Consider the following 15,164-nt stretch of genomic DNA (forward strand, 5'->3'; position numbering starts at 1 on the left):
CCGCGGGGTCGGGTGACTACGGGGTGTCGGCCCAGAGCCGAGGGGCCGCTTGGTTGGGTGGGGGCGGCGGGGCGGCGGCGATGCTCAACATCGCCGCGAGTGGGGCCGGATCGACGCGGGCCTCGGCCGTCGGCCGGTCGTAGACCACCCGGCCGTACTCCAGCACCGCCACCCGGTCCGCGATCTCGATCGCGTGCTGAAGTTGCTGCTCCACGAGCAGCACGGTCAGGCCGTCGGCGGCGAGACCGTTGACGAGTTCACGGACCCGCGCCGCCAGATCGGGCGAGAGGCCCTCACATGGCTCGTCGAGCAGCAGCACCCGTGGCTGGCCGAGGAGCGCACGGGCTATCGCCAGCATCTGCTGCTCGCCGCCGGAGAGTTCGCAGCCGCGGTGTCGCAGTCGCGCCGCCAACCGCGGCAGCAGTTCGAGGGTGCGGGCCACCGTCCAGCCCTCGCCGCCGGGGGCGGCGGCCCGCCACGGCGCGGCCGCCAGGTGCAGGTGCTCGGCCACGGTCAGCCGGGAGAACACCCGTCGGCCCTGTGGGACGAGACCGACGCCGGACTGGGCGATGCGGTGTGGTTGCCGGCCGGCCACGTGCACACCGCCGATCTCGATGCGACCGCTGGAGGCTCGCACCAGCCCGGCGATCGTGTGCACGAGAGTGCTCTTGCCCGCCCCGTTGCGGCCCACCACGGCCTGGATGCTGCCCGGACGTACCCGCAGGCTGACCTCGTGCAGCACGATCCCTCCGCCGTAGCCGGCGCAGAGCCGATCCACCGACAACATCAGGCCACCCCATCGGCGTAGGCCTGCCGCACCAGCGGCGAGGAACGGATCTCGTCCGGCGTCCCGGCGGCCAACGTCCGACCGTCGCGCAGCACTGTCACAGTGTCGGAGAGGGCGTACACCAGGTCGAGTCGGTGCTCGACGAGCAAGACGGCGACCGCCCGGGGCAGCGCCTGGAGCAGCTCGACGAGCCGGCCGACCTCGACGGCGGACAACCCGGCCGCCGGTTCGTCGAGGAGCAGCAGGCGGGGGCGACCGGCAAGGGCCATCGCGATCTCCAACTGGCGTCGTTGCCCGTGTGCGAGGTGCCCGGCGGGCACCGCCGCGACGTCGGTGAGGCCCATCTGGTCCAGCAGCGGGCCCGCCCGGCGGTGCGCGCCGCGTCGGCGTGCGCCCGGCCACCAGCTGCGCTGAGGAATGACCCGCGGCAGCGCGGCCACCACGACGTTCTCCGTCGCGGTCAGCGTCGCGAAGACCGCGGGTCGTTGGTGGATGCGGTTGATACCCCGTCGGGCCCGCGCCGCCGGTCCGAGCCGACCGACGTCCTGTCCAGCGAAGCGCACAGTGCCGCGCCGCGGTCTCGTGGACCCGCCGATCACGTTGAGCAGTGTCGTCTTGCCGGCGCCGTTCGGGCCGATCAGCGCGTGCCGCTGACCGTCGTGAACGGACAGGTCCACGCCGTCCAGCGCGGCGAGCGACCCGTACCGCACGCTGACGTCCTCGGCGCTGAGCAGGTAGGTCATCGGCGTAGCTCCGGGATCGTCGCCCGGTCCCGGGCGGGTGGCGGGTCCGACTGGTCCGCCGCGGCACGCGGCGGGCGTAACCTGCCCCGGGCCCGGTTGACTCCTTCGGGCAGCAGGTAGACCGTCGCCACGAACAGCACCCCCAGCACCAACGGCGCGTGGCCGGGCAGCACCCCGAACAACCAGTCCCGGACGGCGATGACAAGCGCCGCGCCCACCAGGGCGCCACCGACCGAGGCGGTGCCACCGATGACGACACCGAGCAGCAGCAACGCGGACGTGTCGAAGCCGAAGTCGGCGGGGGAGATGTACTGCTGGGCGACCACCAGGAGCGAGCCGGCCGCACCGGCGATCGCACCGGCGGCGACGTGCGCCCCGGCGACGTAGAGCGGCACCCGGTGACCGCTGGCCCGCAGCCGCGTCTCGTCGTCCCGGCCGGCGCGCAGCAGCAGCCCGGCCCGGGTACGCAGCAGCACCAGCACCGCGCCGACCAGCGTGGCCACGACGACCAGGGCGTACAGGTAACGCGCCTGGTCGCTGGCGAGCGGCGGGAGCCCCCAGAACGGGCGGACCGCGGGAATGCCGGCCAACCCGTCAGTGCCACCGGTCACCGACCGCCACCGGCCGAGGACGGTGACGACGAGCTCACCGATGGCCAGCGTGATCATCAGGACGATCACTCCCCGGGCGTGCACGACGAGGGGCACGGTGAGCGCCGCCAGCACCGCACCGGCGGCCGCCGCGACGGCGAGGTGCACGACGCCGACGTCGGAGATCCGGCCGCCGACCACGGCGCAGGCGTAGGCGCCCGCCGCGTACGGCGCGGTCTGGCCGAGGGTGGGCATCCCGGCGACACCGGTGAGCAGGGCCACGCTCACCCCGACCAGGGCCAGCGCCAACGTGCGGGCGAGGATCGCCGTGGTGTAGTCGTCGACCACCCAGGGCGCCACGACCAGGCCGGCCAGGACGAGCGCCGCGACGGCGCCGCGCGCCCGCCGAATCACCTCGCCCCTCATGCCGCCCTCCACCTGCCGGCCAGGCCCTGGGCCCGCACTGCCAGCACCGCCGCCATGGCGGCGAACAGCAGGAACGGCGCGGCGGACGGCAGCAGCGCCACTCCCAGCGTCTGGATCTCGCCGATCGCGAGCGCCGCCAGCAGGGTGCCCCCCATCGACCCGAGACCGCCGAGGACGACGACCACCAGGGACAGCAACAGGACGGTGTCGGCGGTGTCCGTGCCGGGGCCGATGATGGGCGCGCCCAGGACCCCGGCCGCGCCGGCCAGCGCGCCGGCGGCGGCGAGCACGCCGGCGCGGATCCGCGCGGGACTCACGCCCAGGCAGGCGACCATCTCCGGGTCGTCGACGGCCGCCCGGACCAGCATCCCGGCCCTGGTGCGCCGCACCACCAGGTAGAGCGCGGCGGCGAGCACCGCCGCGACGACGATGAAGACCAACCGGTACGCGGCGTAACGGTGCCCGGCGACCACCACCGACCCCTCCAGGGCGGCGGGCACCCGGACCTGCGGATCGTCGGCGCCGAAGCCGGCGACGAGCAGGCTGCCGCCGGCCAGCGCCACCCCGAACGTCAACAGCGCCTGACCCAGGTGGTTGCCGGTGGCGACCGGCGTGAGCAGGCCGGCCAGGAGCACACCCGCGGCGGCGGCGGCCAGCACACCGACGACAAGCGCCAACGCCAGGCTGGCCCAGCCACCGTCGAGCACCGCCGCGGCGGCGTACCCGCCGATCGCGTAGAGCAGGCCGTGCGCCAGGTTGAGGATGTTGGCGACGCCGAAGCAGAAGACCAGACCCGACGCGGCGACGAAGACGAGCAGCCCGTAGGCGACCCCGTCCAGTGCCGGGATCAGGTACGGGTCGATCCGGTTCAGGCCGGCCGCCACCTCGGTCACCGGCCGACGGTCGCGAGGTCACCCACGACGGTGTTGGACAGCGCCCGGCCGTCCTGGCGGACCTGCCGCAGGTACCACTTCTGCACCGGGGAGTGCGTGGTGGTGGAGAACTGCCAGGTGCCGCGCGGGCTGGCGATCTGGCCGAGCTGGCCGATGGCCGTGTTGATGGCCTCCGGAGTCGGGTTGCTCCCGGCGGCGCCGATTGCCCGGTCCAGCACGGCCGCCGCGTCGTACGACGCGAGCGCGTAGGTCGTCGGCGACCCGTCGTGCTTGGCCTTCCACGCCGCCACGAAGGCGCGGTTCTCCGCGTTGTCCAGGTCGGGCGAGTAGTTGAGCACCGAGAAGATGTCCCGGGCCGCCTCGCCCTGGGCGTTGAGCACGCCGCCCTCGGTGAGGAACCCGGCCGCGTACAGGGGGACGTCCTTGATCTCGGACTGCGCGTACTGCTTGACGAAGTCGACGGCGGCGCTGCCGGCGTAGAAGGTGTAGACCGCCGCCGCGCCGGAGGCCTTGATGCGGGCGAAGTACGGGGTGAAGTTGGTGGTGGTCGGGAACGGGGTGAAGGTGGTCTTGCCGTCGGTGTTCGCGAGTTTCCCGCCGATCTTCCCGAACGCGTCGGTGAAGCCCCGCAGCTCGTCCCAGCCACCCTGGTAGTCCGGGCCGATCGCGTACACCGAGCCCTGCACGTTGTCGCGGACGTGTTGGGCGATCGCCGCCCCGGGCTCGTCGGAGAGGTACGAGGTGTGCCAGACCCGGGAGACGTCCTTGAGCTCCGGTCGCCCGTTGGACCCGACGAGCGGCACCTTGGTCTCGTCGAGCAGGGGCGTGACCCCGGCGACCGAGCCGCCACCGACGATGCCGGTGAGCGCGGACACCCGGTCCTGCTTGAGCAGTTTGGTCGCCGCCGGGACCGCGGTCTGGGCGCCGTTGCCCTCGTCGGCGACGACGAGGTCGACCTTTCGACCGCCGAGTTTGCCGTCGTGGGTGTCCAGGTAGAGCTGGAAACCGTCGCGGATCTCCGTGCCGACCGCCTGGTACGTCCCGGACAGCGACGCGAGCAGGCCGATCTTTATCGAGCCGCCGGCGCTCGTGCCCGGCGCGTCGTCGCCGCAGGCCGTGCTGGCCGTGAGAACGACCGCAAGCAGTGCGGCGGTCAGGGCATGGCTACGCCGAGGGGTGATGTGAGGCATGTCTGAACTCCAGGGGAAGAGGGTCTCCGGCGTGGGGGCGCCGGGGTGGTCAGCGGCTGCGGGCGAGTGCCGCGCGGGCCGCGGGGGTGAGAGCGTCCCCGATGCGGTTGGCCAGCTCGGTCATCTCGTAGGAGACCTTGCCCACGTCGCACTCCGGTGCGGCGAGCACCAGCAGCGAGGCGCCGTCGTTGAAGGCCATCGAGAACATGAACCCGCCCTCGAGCTGCGTGACGTTGGAGATCACCGCGCCGGCGTCGAAGAAGGCCGCCGCCCCGCGCAGCAGGCTGACCAGTCCGCTGCCCGTCGCGGCCAACTGGTCGGCCCGGTCCGGGGGCAGGTCACGGGTGGCGGCGACCATCAGGCCGTCGCTGGAGATGGCGATCGCATGGCTGACCTCGGTCGCCCGCGCGGCGAAGCTGTCCAGCAGCCAGCCGAGGTCCTGTTGGTCGCTCACGTGCTCTCCTGTCGCGTCATTTGTTGCCGAGGTTGATCGGGGTGCGCCTCCGGTTCGCCACACCCCGCGCGTACGCGGCCATCGCCGTCGCCACCTGGGCCGGGTCGCGGTACTCGGACCGCTGTTGCTGCTGCGGCACGCTCACGCCGCCGGGCACGAGATGCCGTTGCGGCTCGCGCTTCGGCAGGCCGGACGTGGTGGTGGCGGCGACGTCGGGGGTGTGCGCCTGGGCGGCGGTCTGCCAGGCGTCGTCGGCGGGGCTGGACCACTCCCGGTTGTCGTTGCCGTCGGCGGCATCCGTCTGGAACCAGTGGTTGACCTGTTCGAAGATGAGCAACTCCTCGGTGGGCGCGTCACCCCGGTCCGGGGGCGCGGGAGTCGGTCGGAACACCGGCGCCGCCGGCAGGGTCCGCTCCGCCCGAGGGCGTCCGGCGGTGGGCTCGGGACGCGGCTGGTACGGCGGCGGCGGGCTGGCCGTCCGCGCCGCCCGCCGGGAGAGGCGGCCGGGCGCGAGCAGGTACTCCTCCGGTGGCAGCGACCGGATGATCGCCGCGGGCAGTGTCGCCTCGGCGAGGGTGCCGCGCCGGGGTCCGCGTCGCAGTTGGACGGTCGCGCCGAGCCGGGCCGCGAGCTGACCCACGACGACCAGACCCATCGCCCGTACGGCTGCCACGTCGATGGCCGGCGGGCGGGCCAGGAGTTCGTTGAGCTGCTGCATCCGCTGTGCGGACAACCCCATGCCCTCGTCGCTGATCTGGACGATGACGCGGTCACCCAGGCTGCGACCGCTCACCCAGGTCTCGCTGCCCGGCGGCGAGTACGTCGTGGCGTTGTCCATGAGTTCGGCGAGCAGGTGCACGACCTCGTCGACGGTCTTCGCCGCCACGGCGACGTCCCCGTCGACCATGCCGAGCCGGATCCGCGCGTAGTGCTCGATCTGGGACAGCGCGGCCTGGAGCACCTGTTGCAGCGGGACGTCGCGCTGGCGTACGCGACCGACACCGACGCCGCCGAGCACGAGCAGGCTGGCGTTGATCCGTCCCATCCGGGTCGCCAGGTTGTCCAACGTGTACAGCTGGTGGAGCCGGTCGGGATCGGTCTCGTCCCGTTCGACGAGATCGACCTGGGCCAGCACGGCGTCGACGAGTCGCTGTTCGCGGCGGCTCAGGTGGATGAAGATGTCGGCGGTGTTGGCGCGCATGACGGCCTGCTCGGCGGCGGTCTGCACGGCGGCCTGGTGCACCGCGCTGAACGCCTGGCCCAGCTCGCCGATCTCGTCGTCGCTCGACGGTTCGAGGGCGGCCGAGGCCTGTTGGTGGGCCAGTTTCTGCGGGTCGACGGCGGCACTGCCCGGCTGCTGGAGCTGCGCCACGACGGCGGGGAGCTGTTCGAACGCCACGGCGTTTGCCGCGTCCCGCAGGCGACGCAGCCGCCGGGTGATCTGCCGGGCGACGGCCCAGGTCACCAGCGCGGTGAGGAGCAGTGCCAGCAGGACGCCGACCGCCTCGGCCACGGCCCGGCGGCGCTGGTCGGCGTGCGCGGCCCGGACGTCGTCGCCGACCGCGGCGTCGACCCGTGCGCGCAGGTCGGCCAGGCGGGCGGCACGCGCCTGGGTGGTGGACACCCAGGCGGCGGTCTCCAGTTGCAGGCGGGACCCCGGCTGGGCCCGCGACACCTCGTCCTGCATCCGTTGCAGGGTGAGCGCCTCCTTGCCGGTGCCGGCCTGCTCCCACCAGACGCTCCACTCGGACGGGGCCAGGGCCAGGAACGCCAGGCTCGACTCGGTGTAGCTGGTCCGGGCCGCGGTGATGTCCTGTTGCATGGCGGGGGTGAGTTCGCCGCCCGCGACCGCGCGCAGCACGGCAACCTGCTGTTGACCGATCGCCTCGGCCGTCTTCGACAGGGCCGCCGAGGCGCGGATCCCGTCGGCGAGTGTGGCGTTGACGACGCCGTGCGAGACGTTCTCCCGGAAGCTGATCAGGTCGGCGATGGCGATCCGGTAGCTGAAGGTCATCGCCGACACCGAGGCGTGCGCCGCCGTGCGTACCTGGGTGCGCAGCGGGGCGAGGCTGTCCAGGGCCGTGTCGATGCGGCGCAGGAGCGGGCGGTTGGTGTCGGCATCGGTGGACAGCCGGTCCCGCTGTGCGCGATAGCGCGCGACGGCGTCGTCGGTGGCGGTCAGTTCCACGCCGAAGGTGTCCTGCTGCTCCGGCGTGGGGTAGGTGAGCAGGTCGGCGGCGGCGATGCGTTCGCGTTGCAGCCGGTAGGCCAGGTTGCCGGCCTCCGCGCCGACCTGTGCCAGGATCTGCAGGTCGCCGGCCCGCACGGTCTGGCGTGCGCTCTCGGTCAGCGCGAGACCGGCGAAGCCGATCACGGCGACGAGTGGTGCCGCGACGATGAGGCGCATCCGCCCGGCTATCTTCCAGCCGCGGCGGCGGGTCGGGTAGGGTCTGGCCGCGTGGGACCGGGTGCTCGACGCCAAGATTGACTCCCACGACTCGTCGATGACGGTCTATCCGCACGTTGCCGAATGCAAGTCCCATTCGGCCGGAAGCCGCGCTCGTAGGCCAGACCTGGCCGTGGTACAAACTGCCCGTACCAGCATCTGTACCCAACGTCAGCGGCCGGTGACACCGCGAGACCGATCCGGATCGGTGCGGTCAGCGCTGGTCGTCGAGGGGGTCGACCCGGGAGGGTGGCCGCTCCGCGTCGTCCGGGACGGGTGGGCCGTTGAGCACCTGACCGATCAGTTCACGCAGCTCGTCGATCGCGTCCACAACGGCGCCCGGGTCGCGCGCGTCGCGCCGAGCGCGCTGGCGCGGCACCGGCTGATCCCGCCGCGCCGGTTCCGGGGCGCGCGGCCCACGGCGGCCGTCGGCCGCCAACTGCTCGGCCGCCACCTGTGGCCACAGCGCCGCCAGTCGGCCGCCGGTGCCGAGTACGTCGTCGCAGCGCAGCGCGAACTCGTGACTGCCGAACCGGCGACCCGACTCGACCGCCGCCACCGTCTCCCGGCTGAACCGCACCAGATCCGCCAGGGCCCGTTGGGTCAGGCCCCGTCGAACCCGGCAGTGGCGCAGTTCCCAGCGGAACCGTTCACTGGCCGCAGAGGGAGCAGAACTCGACGGGGACGTGTGCTCCATGCGCTCACCTTCGTGGCTACGGGGAATCAGCAGCGGACGCCAGATCGAGATTCGCCGATGAGCTGAACATTCATAGAGGGCAATTCTTAACCCAGGACGCGATGGGTGTGAAGACGTTCACCGGCATGGATCGTCGGGAAAAGCGGAAAGGTGCGTGCCGGGGTCGAGCTGTGCCGGTGCGGGGGCAGCGCCGCCCGGCCCGCACTCGGTCCGTCCATAGGTGAGCCTGCTGGCGTACGTTCACGGTCAGGCGGCGGCTGTCTCGGTGGCCGCCGCACCGCGCGTCGCCGGAACGTCGGCGGGTGCCAGGCTATCGATTACCGCGAGCAGCGTGTGGTGGGCGCGGAACGCGACGTTGGCCTTGTAGGAGCGTTGTTGCGCAGTTGCCAGGCGGAGGCCGGGAATGGCTTCGGTGAGTCTGGTGATGGCGATCTCGGCCTCCAGTCGGGCCAATCCCGCGCCGATACAGAAATGCGGGCCGTGGCCGAACGAGAGGTGATTGCCCGCGTCCGCCCGCGCTGGATCAAACTGGTCCGGGTGGGTGAAAACCGCGGGGTCGCGGTTCGCCGCTCCGATCAGCAGCAGGCAGCGTGCCCCCGCGGGAATCGTCACCGTGCCCACCGTGACGTCTCGGCTGGTCACCCGCAGCCAGCCGTCGATGGCGGGCGCGAACCGCAGGGTCTCGGCCACGAACGCGGGGACAGCCCCCCGGTCGGCGGCGAGGTCCGACCAGTGCCGGGGAGTGGACAGCGCCTGGTCGAGGGCGTGCGCGAGCAGGCCGGCGGTGGTCTCGTGGCCGGCGACCAGGAGGTTGAACGCGAGGCTCGCCACCTCGGGCACGGTCAGCACCGCGTCGTCGTCGTCCCGGTAGGCCAGGGCACGGCCGATGAAGTCGTCGCCCTGGTGCCCACCGGCCACCCGCTGGCGGACCAGATCCTCGCAGTAGTGCCAGAAGTCCAACAGGCCCTGCGCCAGGCGTACCTGCTCGGCCGGGTCCGGTTGCCCCCAGACGAGAGCGATCTGACCGTCCGCCCACCTGCGGATCCGCGCGATGTCGACGTCCGGCACCCCGAGGATGTCCAGGACCACGAGCAGGGGCAGCTCGGTGGCGAACTCCGGGATCAGGTCGACCCGTTCGCCCTGGCGGGCGGCGAGCCGGGAGACGAGCTGGTCGACCCGCCGCCGGACGATCGCGCCGTACTCGGCCTCGACCCGCTCGGCGGTGTTCGCGAAGGTCGCCCGCAGGGCCCGGCGGGTACGGGGATGCACCGGTGGGTCCGCGGCGGCGGTGGTGGGTGGCGCGTCGAGCCGCATGAGCACGCTCATCGCCTCGGGGCACACCTGGTAGACCGGGGCGAGGGTGAGCGCGTTGGCGAACGTCGTGGCGTCGGCGAGGGCACGCCGGACGTCGGCGTGCCCGCTGATCAACCACAGGTCCAGATCCTCGGCGTGGTGCACCCCGCCGGGGTCGTCGAGAATTCGTCGCCACGTGCTTGCCGGATCGGTGAGATAAACTCCGGCGAACGGATTCAACCGCATGGAACCCCTCCTGGTGAACGCGGCGCGAAAACCGGCAGCGCCTCCATTCGGCGATCCACTCCAGTCGGGCCGATAATGGCGCTCATCTGCCTCTGGCTCTTTACGGTGCGCTGAGCGGCTGCGCAAGTCAAGATTGGCCGGCATCTATTTATTGCCGGGCCTAATTGCATGTCGCATTGGACGGTTGAGTCCGGCTGGATGCAAGTTGCGGATCGGCGCTTGCCGCCGATCACTGCCGGTTGGCAGGCCGCTCCGGGCTCGGCCACAACGGGACGATCGGGGACGGCTGCCGCCGACAACCGACCAGGACCGATGGTGAACCGATCCGCCGGTCTGCCTCATGACCGGAGAAACGATCTCCCGGACGGCAGGTGACGCGCCCGGGTCGGGCTGCCGGCCCGTACCCGGGCGGCGGTCCAGGCGTCGCGGGAGGCTTCCGGCCGGGCCGGAACCTCCCGCGACGTCTTCCTACCGCGACGGGGTCGCCGCCGATGGGGTCAGGGCGCCCACGGGGCGGCGATGGCCCAGGTGCTGTCCGCGGTCCACAACGTCGGTGTGTTGTACGCGTCGCCACCGGCGCCGTTGCTGAGCCAGATCTCCGAGTTGTAGTGCCGCAGATACCTGCCCCGGAAGTTGTAGGACTCGAGCGACACACCCGTTCCGGTCAGTCCGACCCGCGCGCACCAGGTGGCGTCGGCCCGCAGGAGGACCGAGCCGTCGTCCGGTGAGTTGCGGACCCGGGAGTTCTGGTGACGCAGGTACTGCCCGGGAAAGTTGACCGATTCGAACGAGTAGCAGCCGGCATCGGCCAGTCCGGCCCGGATCGTGTACGTGGCGTCGGCCTTGAGCAGGCTGGGGCTCGCGGCGTCGACCACGTCGGTGTAGGCCAGGCTGTCCCGGTGGCGCAGGTAGCGGTTGGTGAAGCCGGGCGTTGTCACCTGCAATGACCGTCGGGTGTTGACCGGCAGCGCGACCGGCGCCGAACTGCCGATGGTCTTCGAGGCGTTGATCAGGGCGGTGTTGGCGGCGCGAACCCGCGCCTGGTCCATCTTGACGACCTGCCGGTCGTAGGTGAGGAAACCGTTCAGCTCGCCCTCCAGGTCGGTGATCTCGGTGTAGATCGAGGCGCTGAGCCCCTTGCCGAGCATCAGGTTCTGGCTGCCCTGCACCAAGCCCAGGTAGCGGTCCGTGAGCGCGCTCGAGCTGCTCTGCCACTCATAGGCGAAGAAGCTGCCGCTCGGGCTGTACTCGTGGCCCGGGGTGTGCAGGCCCAGACCGCCGAACTCACCGAGCACGGCAATCCGGGTGCTCGACGGCACGGGGGAGTCCGGCCCGAGGTAGACGTGCCAGTCGTCGATGTCGCCGTTGCCGGGGTTGCCGAGGGACTGGCAGCAGTTGTGGCCGCTGTGCGGGTTGACCAGGCGGGTCGGGTCCTGGTTCTTGATGGTCTGCGCGACCCGCCGGGTGTCGGCGAGGGATCGCTCGCCCCAGCCCTCGTTGTAGGGCGTGTACGCGATCACGGCGGGCGAACTGCGGTGCTCGTCGACGATCTCGCGTGCCTCGGTCTCGAACTGCGCCTGCTGGGCGTCGGTGGGGTCGATGTCCTGCGCGGTCAGCGACGGGATGTCCTGCCAGACGAGCAGGCCGAGGCGGTCCGCGTGGTAGAACCAGCGCTGCGGTTCGACCTTGATGTGCTTGCGCACCATGTTGAAGCCGAGATCCTTGTGCTTCTGCAGGTCGAAGGCGAGGGCGGCGTCGGTCGGGGCGGTGTAGAGCCCGTCCGGCCAGAAGCCCTGGTCGAGGGTGCCGACCTGGAACACGAACTGGCCGTTGAGCTTGGGGCGCAGCACCCCGTTGACCAGGCCGGTGGTGATCTCCCGCATGCCGAAGTAGTGCGTGGTCCGGTCCACGGTGGTGCCGGCGGCGGCGCGCAGGGTCACCCGGAGGTTGTAGAGGAACGGGTCGTCGGGTGACCAGCGGCGGGCGTTCGGCACCGGGACGCTGAACTCGGTGAAGCCGCCGGTTGCCGATCCGACCACCGTGCTCCCGTTCAGCGCCTCGGCGAGCACGCTGTGCCCGCTCACGTCGCCCCTGGTGAGGACCCGGACCCGCAGGGTGTTGGCGCTCAGGTTGGGGTGGACGTCCACGCCGGCGATGGAGGCGGTGGGCACCGGCTCCATCCACACCGTCTGCCAGATGCCGGAGCTGGGGGTGTAGAAGATCCCGCTGGGCTGCTTCGTCTGCTTGCCGATGGCCGGCAGGCTGCCGTTCTGTCGGGTGTCGGTGGGGTCCCAGACCTTCACGACGATCTCGTTCGTGCCGGCGGTGAGCTGGGGCGTCACGTCGAAGGTGAAGGCGTCGTAGCCGCCGGTGTGCGCGCCGACCCGGACGCCGTTGACCCAGACGGTGCTCTGCCAGTCGACGGCGCCGAAGTGCAGCAGGGTCCGCCGGCCCGACCAGTTCGCCGGGATGGTCACGGTGCGCCGGTAGAACAGGTAGTTGCGGTTGTCGTTGGCGGCCCGCTGGATGCCGGAGAGGGCGCTCTCCACCGGAAAGGGCACGTTGACCCGCTCGGGCAGGTTGGTGCCGAACTGCGGGGCGTCGTCGGTGGCCGACTGGCGTAGCTGCCACTCGCCGTTGAGGTTGAGCCAGTCCGGGCGGGTCATCTGGGGGCGCGGATACTCGGGCAGTGGGGTGCCGGCCAGGGCCTGGCTGGTCCAGGGGGTGGTCAGCGGCGGCGTCTTGGCCGGTGCGGCGTGCGCCGGCCGGGTCGGCGCGGCGAGAACGCCGACGACGAGGGCGAGGATGAGCAGCAGCGGCAGGGCGGGGCGGATGGGGACCTGACGAGTCATGCCGTCTCCGGGGGGCGAGTCGCCGCGGGCGGTGCAGCCAGGCCCGAAGCGCGTGGGTGGTGGGCATCGGGTGGTCACTGACGAGGGACGGGCGTCATTGACGGATGCCGGTGGGATCTCCACGCGCCGCCGCCGACAGGCGCATCGACATTCGTCATTACCTCTACAACGTTATAGAGCCGCGGTGGTCCCGCCGTCAACGCTTCTGCGCCAACGCGAGATCCATAGCCCCGGTGGTACGACCCAGAGAGGATGGCCCGCTAGATCCATACCTCTCAATATGATGACCGCTATCTCGAATGGGGTGCGCTCACGAGGCGTGCCATCCTGATGCGGAGGAATGCATGGTTCGCTGGCGTACCCTCACTGGCCTGTTGGCCACCGCGTTGGCCGCGGTGACCGCGGCCAGCCTCACTCTCACCGCGCCGGCCGCGGCGGCCGACAACCCCATGACGCCGAACGTCGTCGGTGGCACCCCCGCCGCCCAGGGTGAATTCCCGTTCATGGTGCGGCTCTCGATGGGTTGCGGCGGGGCGCTGTACAGCCCCCGGCTGGTGCTCACCGCGGCACACTGCGTGGGCTCGACCGGCACCAACAGCAGCATCACCGCGACGCTCGGGACGGTCGACCTCCAGTCCTCCAGCCGGATCACCGTCCGGTCCAACTACGTCTACCGTGCTCCCGGCTACAACGGCGCCGGCCGCGACTGGGCGCTGATCCGGCTGGCCACCCCGGTCACCGAGCTGAGCACGCTGCCGATCGCCAGCACGACCGCCTACGACAGCGGCACCTTCACCATCGCCGGCTGGGGCGCCGCGCGTGAGGGCGGCGGGCAGCAGCGGTACCTGCTCAAGGCAACCGTTCCCTTCGTCAGCGACTCGACCTGCAACGCCAACTACGGCGGCGAGCTCATCCCCGCCCAGGAGATCTGCGCCGGCTACGCCAGCGGCGGCACGGACACCTGCCAGGGCGACTCGGGCGGCCCGATGTTCCGCCGCGACGCCAGCAACGCGTGGATCCAGGTCGGCATCGTCAGCTGGGGCAACGGCTGCGCCCGGCCCAACTACCCGGGCGTCTACACCCAGGTGAGCTACTTCGCCTCGTCGATCGCCTCCGCCGCGGCGAGCCTCGGCGGCTGACCGTACGACCGCTCGGGCGGCCCGGACGACGATGTCCGGGCCGCCCGTCGTGCCGTCACCGGCGAGTGGGCCACCCGACAGATTCGGCGGGCCGTGCGTGCGGCACCGGCCGCGACGGCGATGATGGGCCGGTGAAGATCCTGTCCATCCAGTCGTCGGTCGCCTACGGTCACGTCGGCAACTCGGCGGCCGCCTTTCCCCTGCAACGGCTCGGGCACGAGGTCTGGCCGGTCGTGACGGTCCACTTCTCCAACCACACCGGGTACGGCGCGTGGCGTGGGCCCATGCTGCCGGCGGCGGACGTGGCCGAGGTGATCGCGGGCATCGCGGACCGTGGAGTCCTGGGCAGCGCCGACGCGGTGCTCTCCGGCTACCAGGGCGACCCGGCCGTGGGCGCGGTGATCCTGGACGCGGTGGAGAAGGTCAAGGCGGCGAACCCGACAGCGGTGTACTGCTGCGACCCGGTGATGGGCGACGTCGGACGGGGGATGTTCGTCCGGCCGGGCATCCCGGAGTACCTGCGCGACACCGTCGTGCCGCGCGCGGACATCATCACCCCGAACCAGTTCGAGCTGGACTTCCTCGCCGGCCGCGCGACGAACTCACTGGCGGAGGTGCTCGACGCGGTCGACGTGGTGCGCGCGACCGGGCCGCGCCACGTCCTGGTGACCAGCGTGCTGCACCGTGACCTGCCGCCGGGCTCGCTGGAGGTGGTTGCCGTCTCGGACGAGGGGGCCTGGGCGGTGACCACCCCGCTGCTGCCGATCAACCCGAACGGCGGCGGCGACGTCACCGCTGCGTTGTACCTCGCGCACCTGTGCACTACCGGTTCACCAGCGGCCGCGCTGGAACGCACCATCGGCTCCGTCTTCGCCGTCCTTGAGGCGACCCTCGCGGCGGGCACCCGGGAGATCCAGCTCATCGCCGCACAGAACGTGATCGCCGATCCGCCGACCCGGTTCACCGCCCGTCGGCTCCGCTGACGGCCGGTCGAGAGACCCCGCGCCGGCCGGCGGATCAGCGCCTGCCGGTGGGCGGATCAGCGCCCGCCGGCGGCTCGCCCGCCAGCGACGGTCAGCGGCTCTCCGGGACGGCCATCTCGCCCAGGAGCGACCAGTCCGACTGGGGCACCGTGGCATTCACGATGCGCGGCGTCTCGGCCAGGTGCGGCGGCAGGGTCTCCTGCGCCGCGCGGAAGTGGGCGGACTGCACGTGGGCGGCGCCGGCCTGGTCGTCGCGGAACGCCTCGACAAGCACGTACTCGGTCGGGTCGGCCACGCTGCGGGACCAGTCGAACCACAGACAGCCCGGCTCGGCCCGGGTCGCCTCGGTGAACTCGGCGGCGATCTGCGGCCACCGGTCGGCGTGCTCGGCCAGGACCCGGAACTTGGCGGTAATGAAGATCATG

13 protein-coding genes are annotated in these 15,164 nt (G+C 71.9%); 2 read left to right on the top strand and 11 right to left on the bottom strand.

The features are described 5' to 3' along the window. Positions 1-16 precede the first annotated feature (16 nt). The 10 genes from ACQPWW_RS14840 to ACQPWW_RS14885 form a co-directional block, all read right to left on the bottom strand. Positions 17-787 (bottom strand): ABC transporter ATP-binding protein, encoded by a 771-nt coding sequence (locus ACQPWW_RS14840; RefSeq protein ID WP_433133071.1) that lies wholly within the window; start codon positions 785-787, stop codon positions 17-19. After that, positions 787-1,530, bottom strand: a complete 744-nt coding sequence (locus ACQPWW_RS14845; RefSeq protein WP_433133073.1) for an ABC transporter ATP-binding protein — start codon at positions 1,528-1,530, stop codon at positions 787-789. The genes ACQPWW_RS14840 and ACQPWW_RS14845 overlap by 1 nt, the downstream gene beginning before the upstream one ends. Then, entirely contained in the window at positions 1,527-2,546 is a 1,020-nt protein-coding gene (locus ACQPWW_RS14850) for a branched-chain amino acid ABC transporter permease (protein ID WP_433133075.1), read from the bottom strand. Before ACQPWW_RS14850 ends, ACQPWW_RS14845 begins: the two co-directional genes overlap by 4 nt. Continuing rightward, the gene (locus tag ACQPWW_RS14855; RefSeq protein WP_433133077.1) at positions 2,543-3,439 is read right to left on the bottom strand and encodes an ABC transporter permease subunit; all 897 of its coding nucleotides are present in this window, start codon (positions 3,437-3,439) and stop codon (positions 2,543-2,545) included. Before ACQPWW_RS14855 ends, ACQPWW_RS14850 begins: the two co-directional genes overlap by 4 nt. Further along, a complete protein-coding gene (locus ACQPWW_RS14860) occupies positions 3,436-4,629 on the bottom strand; it encodes an ABC transporter substrate-binding protein (protein WP_433133079.1) in 1,194 nt (397 codons plus the stop codon). The genes ACQPWW_RS14855 and ACQPWW_RS14860 overlap by 4 nt, the downstream gene beginning before the upstream one ends. A gap of 49 nt (positions 4,630-4,678) precedes the next feature. Next, positions 4,679-5,083: a roadblock/LC7 domain-containing protein gene (locus tag ACQPWW_RS14865; RefSeq protein WP_203174378.1), complete on the bottom strand. Its 405-nt coding sequence runs from the start codon at positions 5,081-5,083 to the stop codon at positions 4,679-4,681. A 16-nt stretch (positions 5,084-5,099) separates the two neighbouring features. Further along, positions 5,100-7,490: a sensor histidine kinase gene (locus ACQPWW_RS14870; protein WP_433133082.1), complete on the bottom strand. Its 2,391-nt coding sequence runs from the start codon at positions 7,488-7,490 to the stop codon at positions 5,100-5,102. A 253-nt stretch (positions 7,491-7,743) separates the two neighbouring features. Next, complete coding sequence (locus tag ACQPWW_RS14875; protein WP_433133084.1) at positions 7,744-8,226, bottom strand: helix-turn-helix transcriptional regulator; 483 nt, start codon at positions 8,224-8,226, stop codon at positions 7,744-7,746. 246 nt (positions 8,227-8,472) lie between these two features. Next, positions 8,473-9,765 (bottom strand): cytochrome P450, encoded by a 1,293-nt coding sequence (locus ACQPWW_RS14880; RefSeq protein WP_433133086.1) that lies wholly within the window; start codon positions 9,763-9,765, stop codon positions 8,473-8,475. A 497-nt stretch (positions 9,766-10,262) separates the two neighbouring features. Further along, positions 10,263-12,617 (bottom strand): AbfB domain-containing protein, encoded by a 2,355-nt coding sequence (locus ACQPWW_RS14885; RefSeq protein ID WP_433133088.1) that lies wholly within the window; start codon positions 12,615-12,617, stop codon positions 10,263-10,265. A gap of 344 nt (positions 12,618-12,961) precedes the next feature. Between ACQPWW_RS14885 and ACQPWW_RS14890 the strand changes: the two genes are divergently transcribed. Both ACQPWW_RS14890 and pdxY read left to right on the top strand, forming a co-directional pair. After that, positions 12,962-13,756 (top strand): S1 family peptidase, encoded by a 795-nt coding sequence (locus ACQPWW_RS14890; RefSeq protein ID WP_433133090.1) that lies wholly within the window; start codon positions 12,962-12,964, stop codon positions 13,754-13,756. Between the two features lie 131 nt (positions 13,757-13,887). After that, a complete protein-coding gene (gene pdxY / locus ACQPWW_RS14895) occupies positions 13,888-14,739 on the top strand; it encodes a pyridoxal kinase PdxY (protein ID WP_433133092.1) in 852 nt (283 codons plus the stop codon). 91 nt (positions 14,740-14,830) lie between these two features. Here the strand turns inward: pdxY and ACQPWW_RS14900 are convergent, their stop codons facing one another. Then, entirely contained in the window at positions 14,831-15,163 is a 333-nt protein-coding gene (locus ACQPWW_RS14900) for a putative quinol monooxygenase (protein ID WP_433133094.1), read from the bottom strand. Position 15,164: the final 1 nt, after the last annotated feature.

This window comes from Micromonospora sp. CA-240977 (genome assembly GCF_050942285.1).
Classification (GTDB): Bacteria; Actinomycetota; Actinomycetes; order Mycobacteriales; family Micromonosporaceae; genus Micromonospora.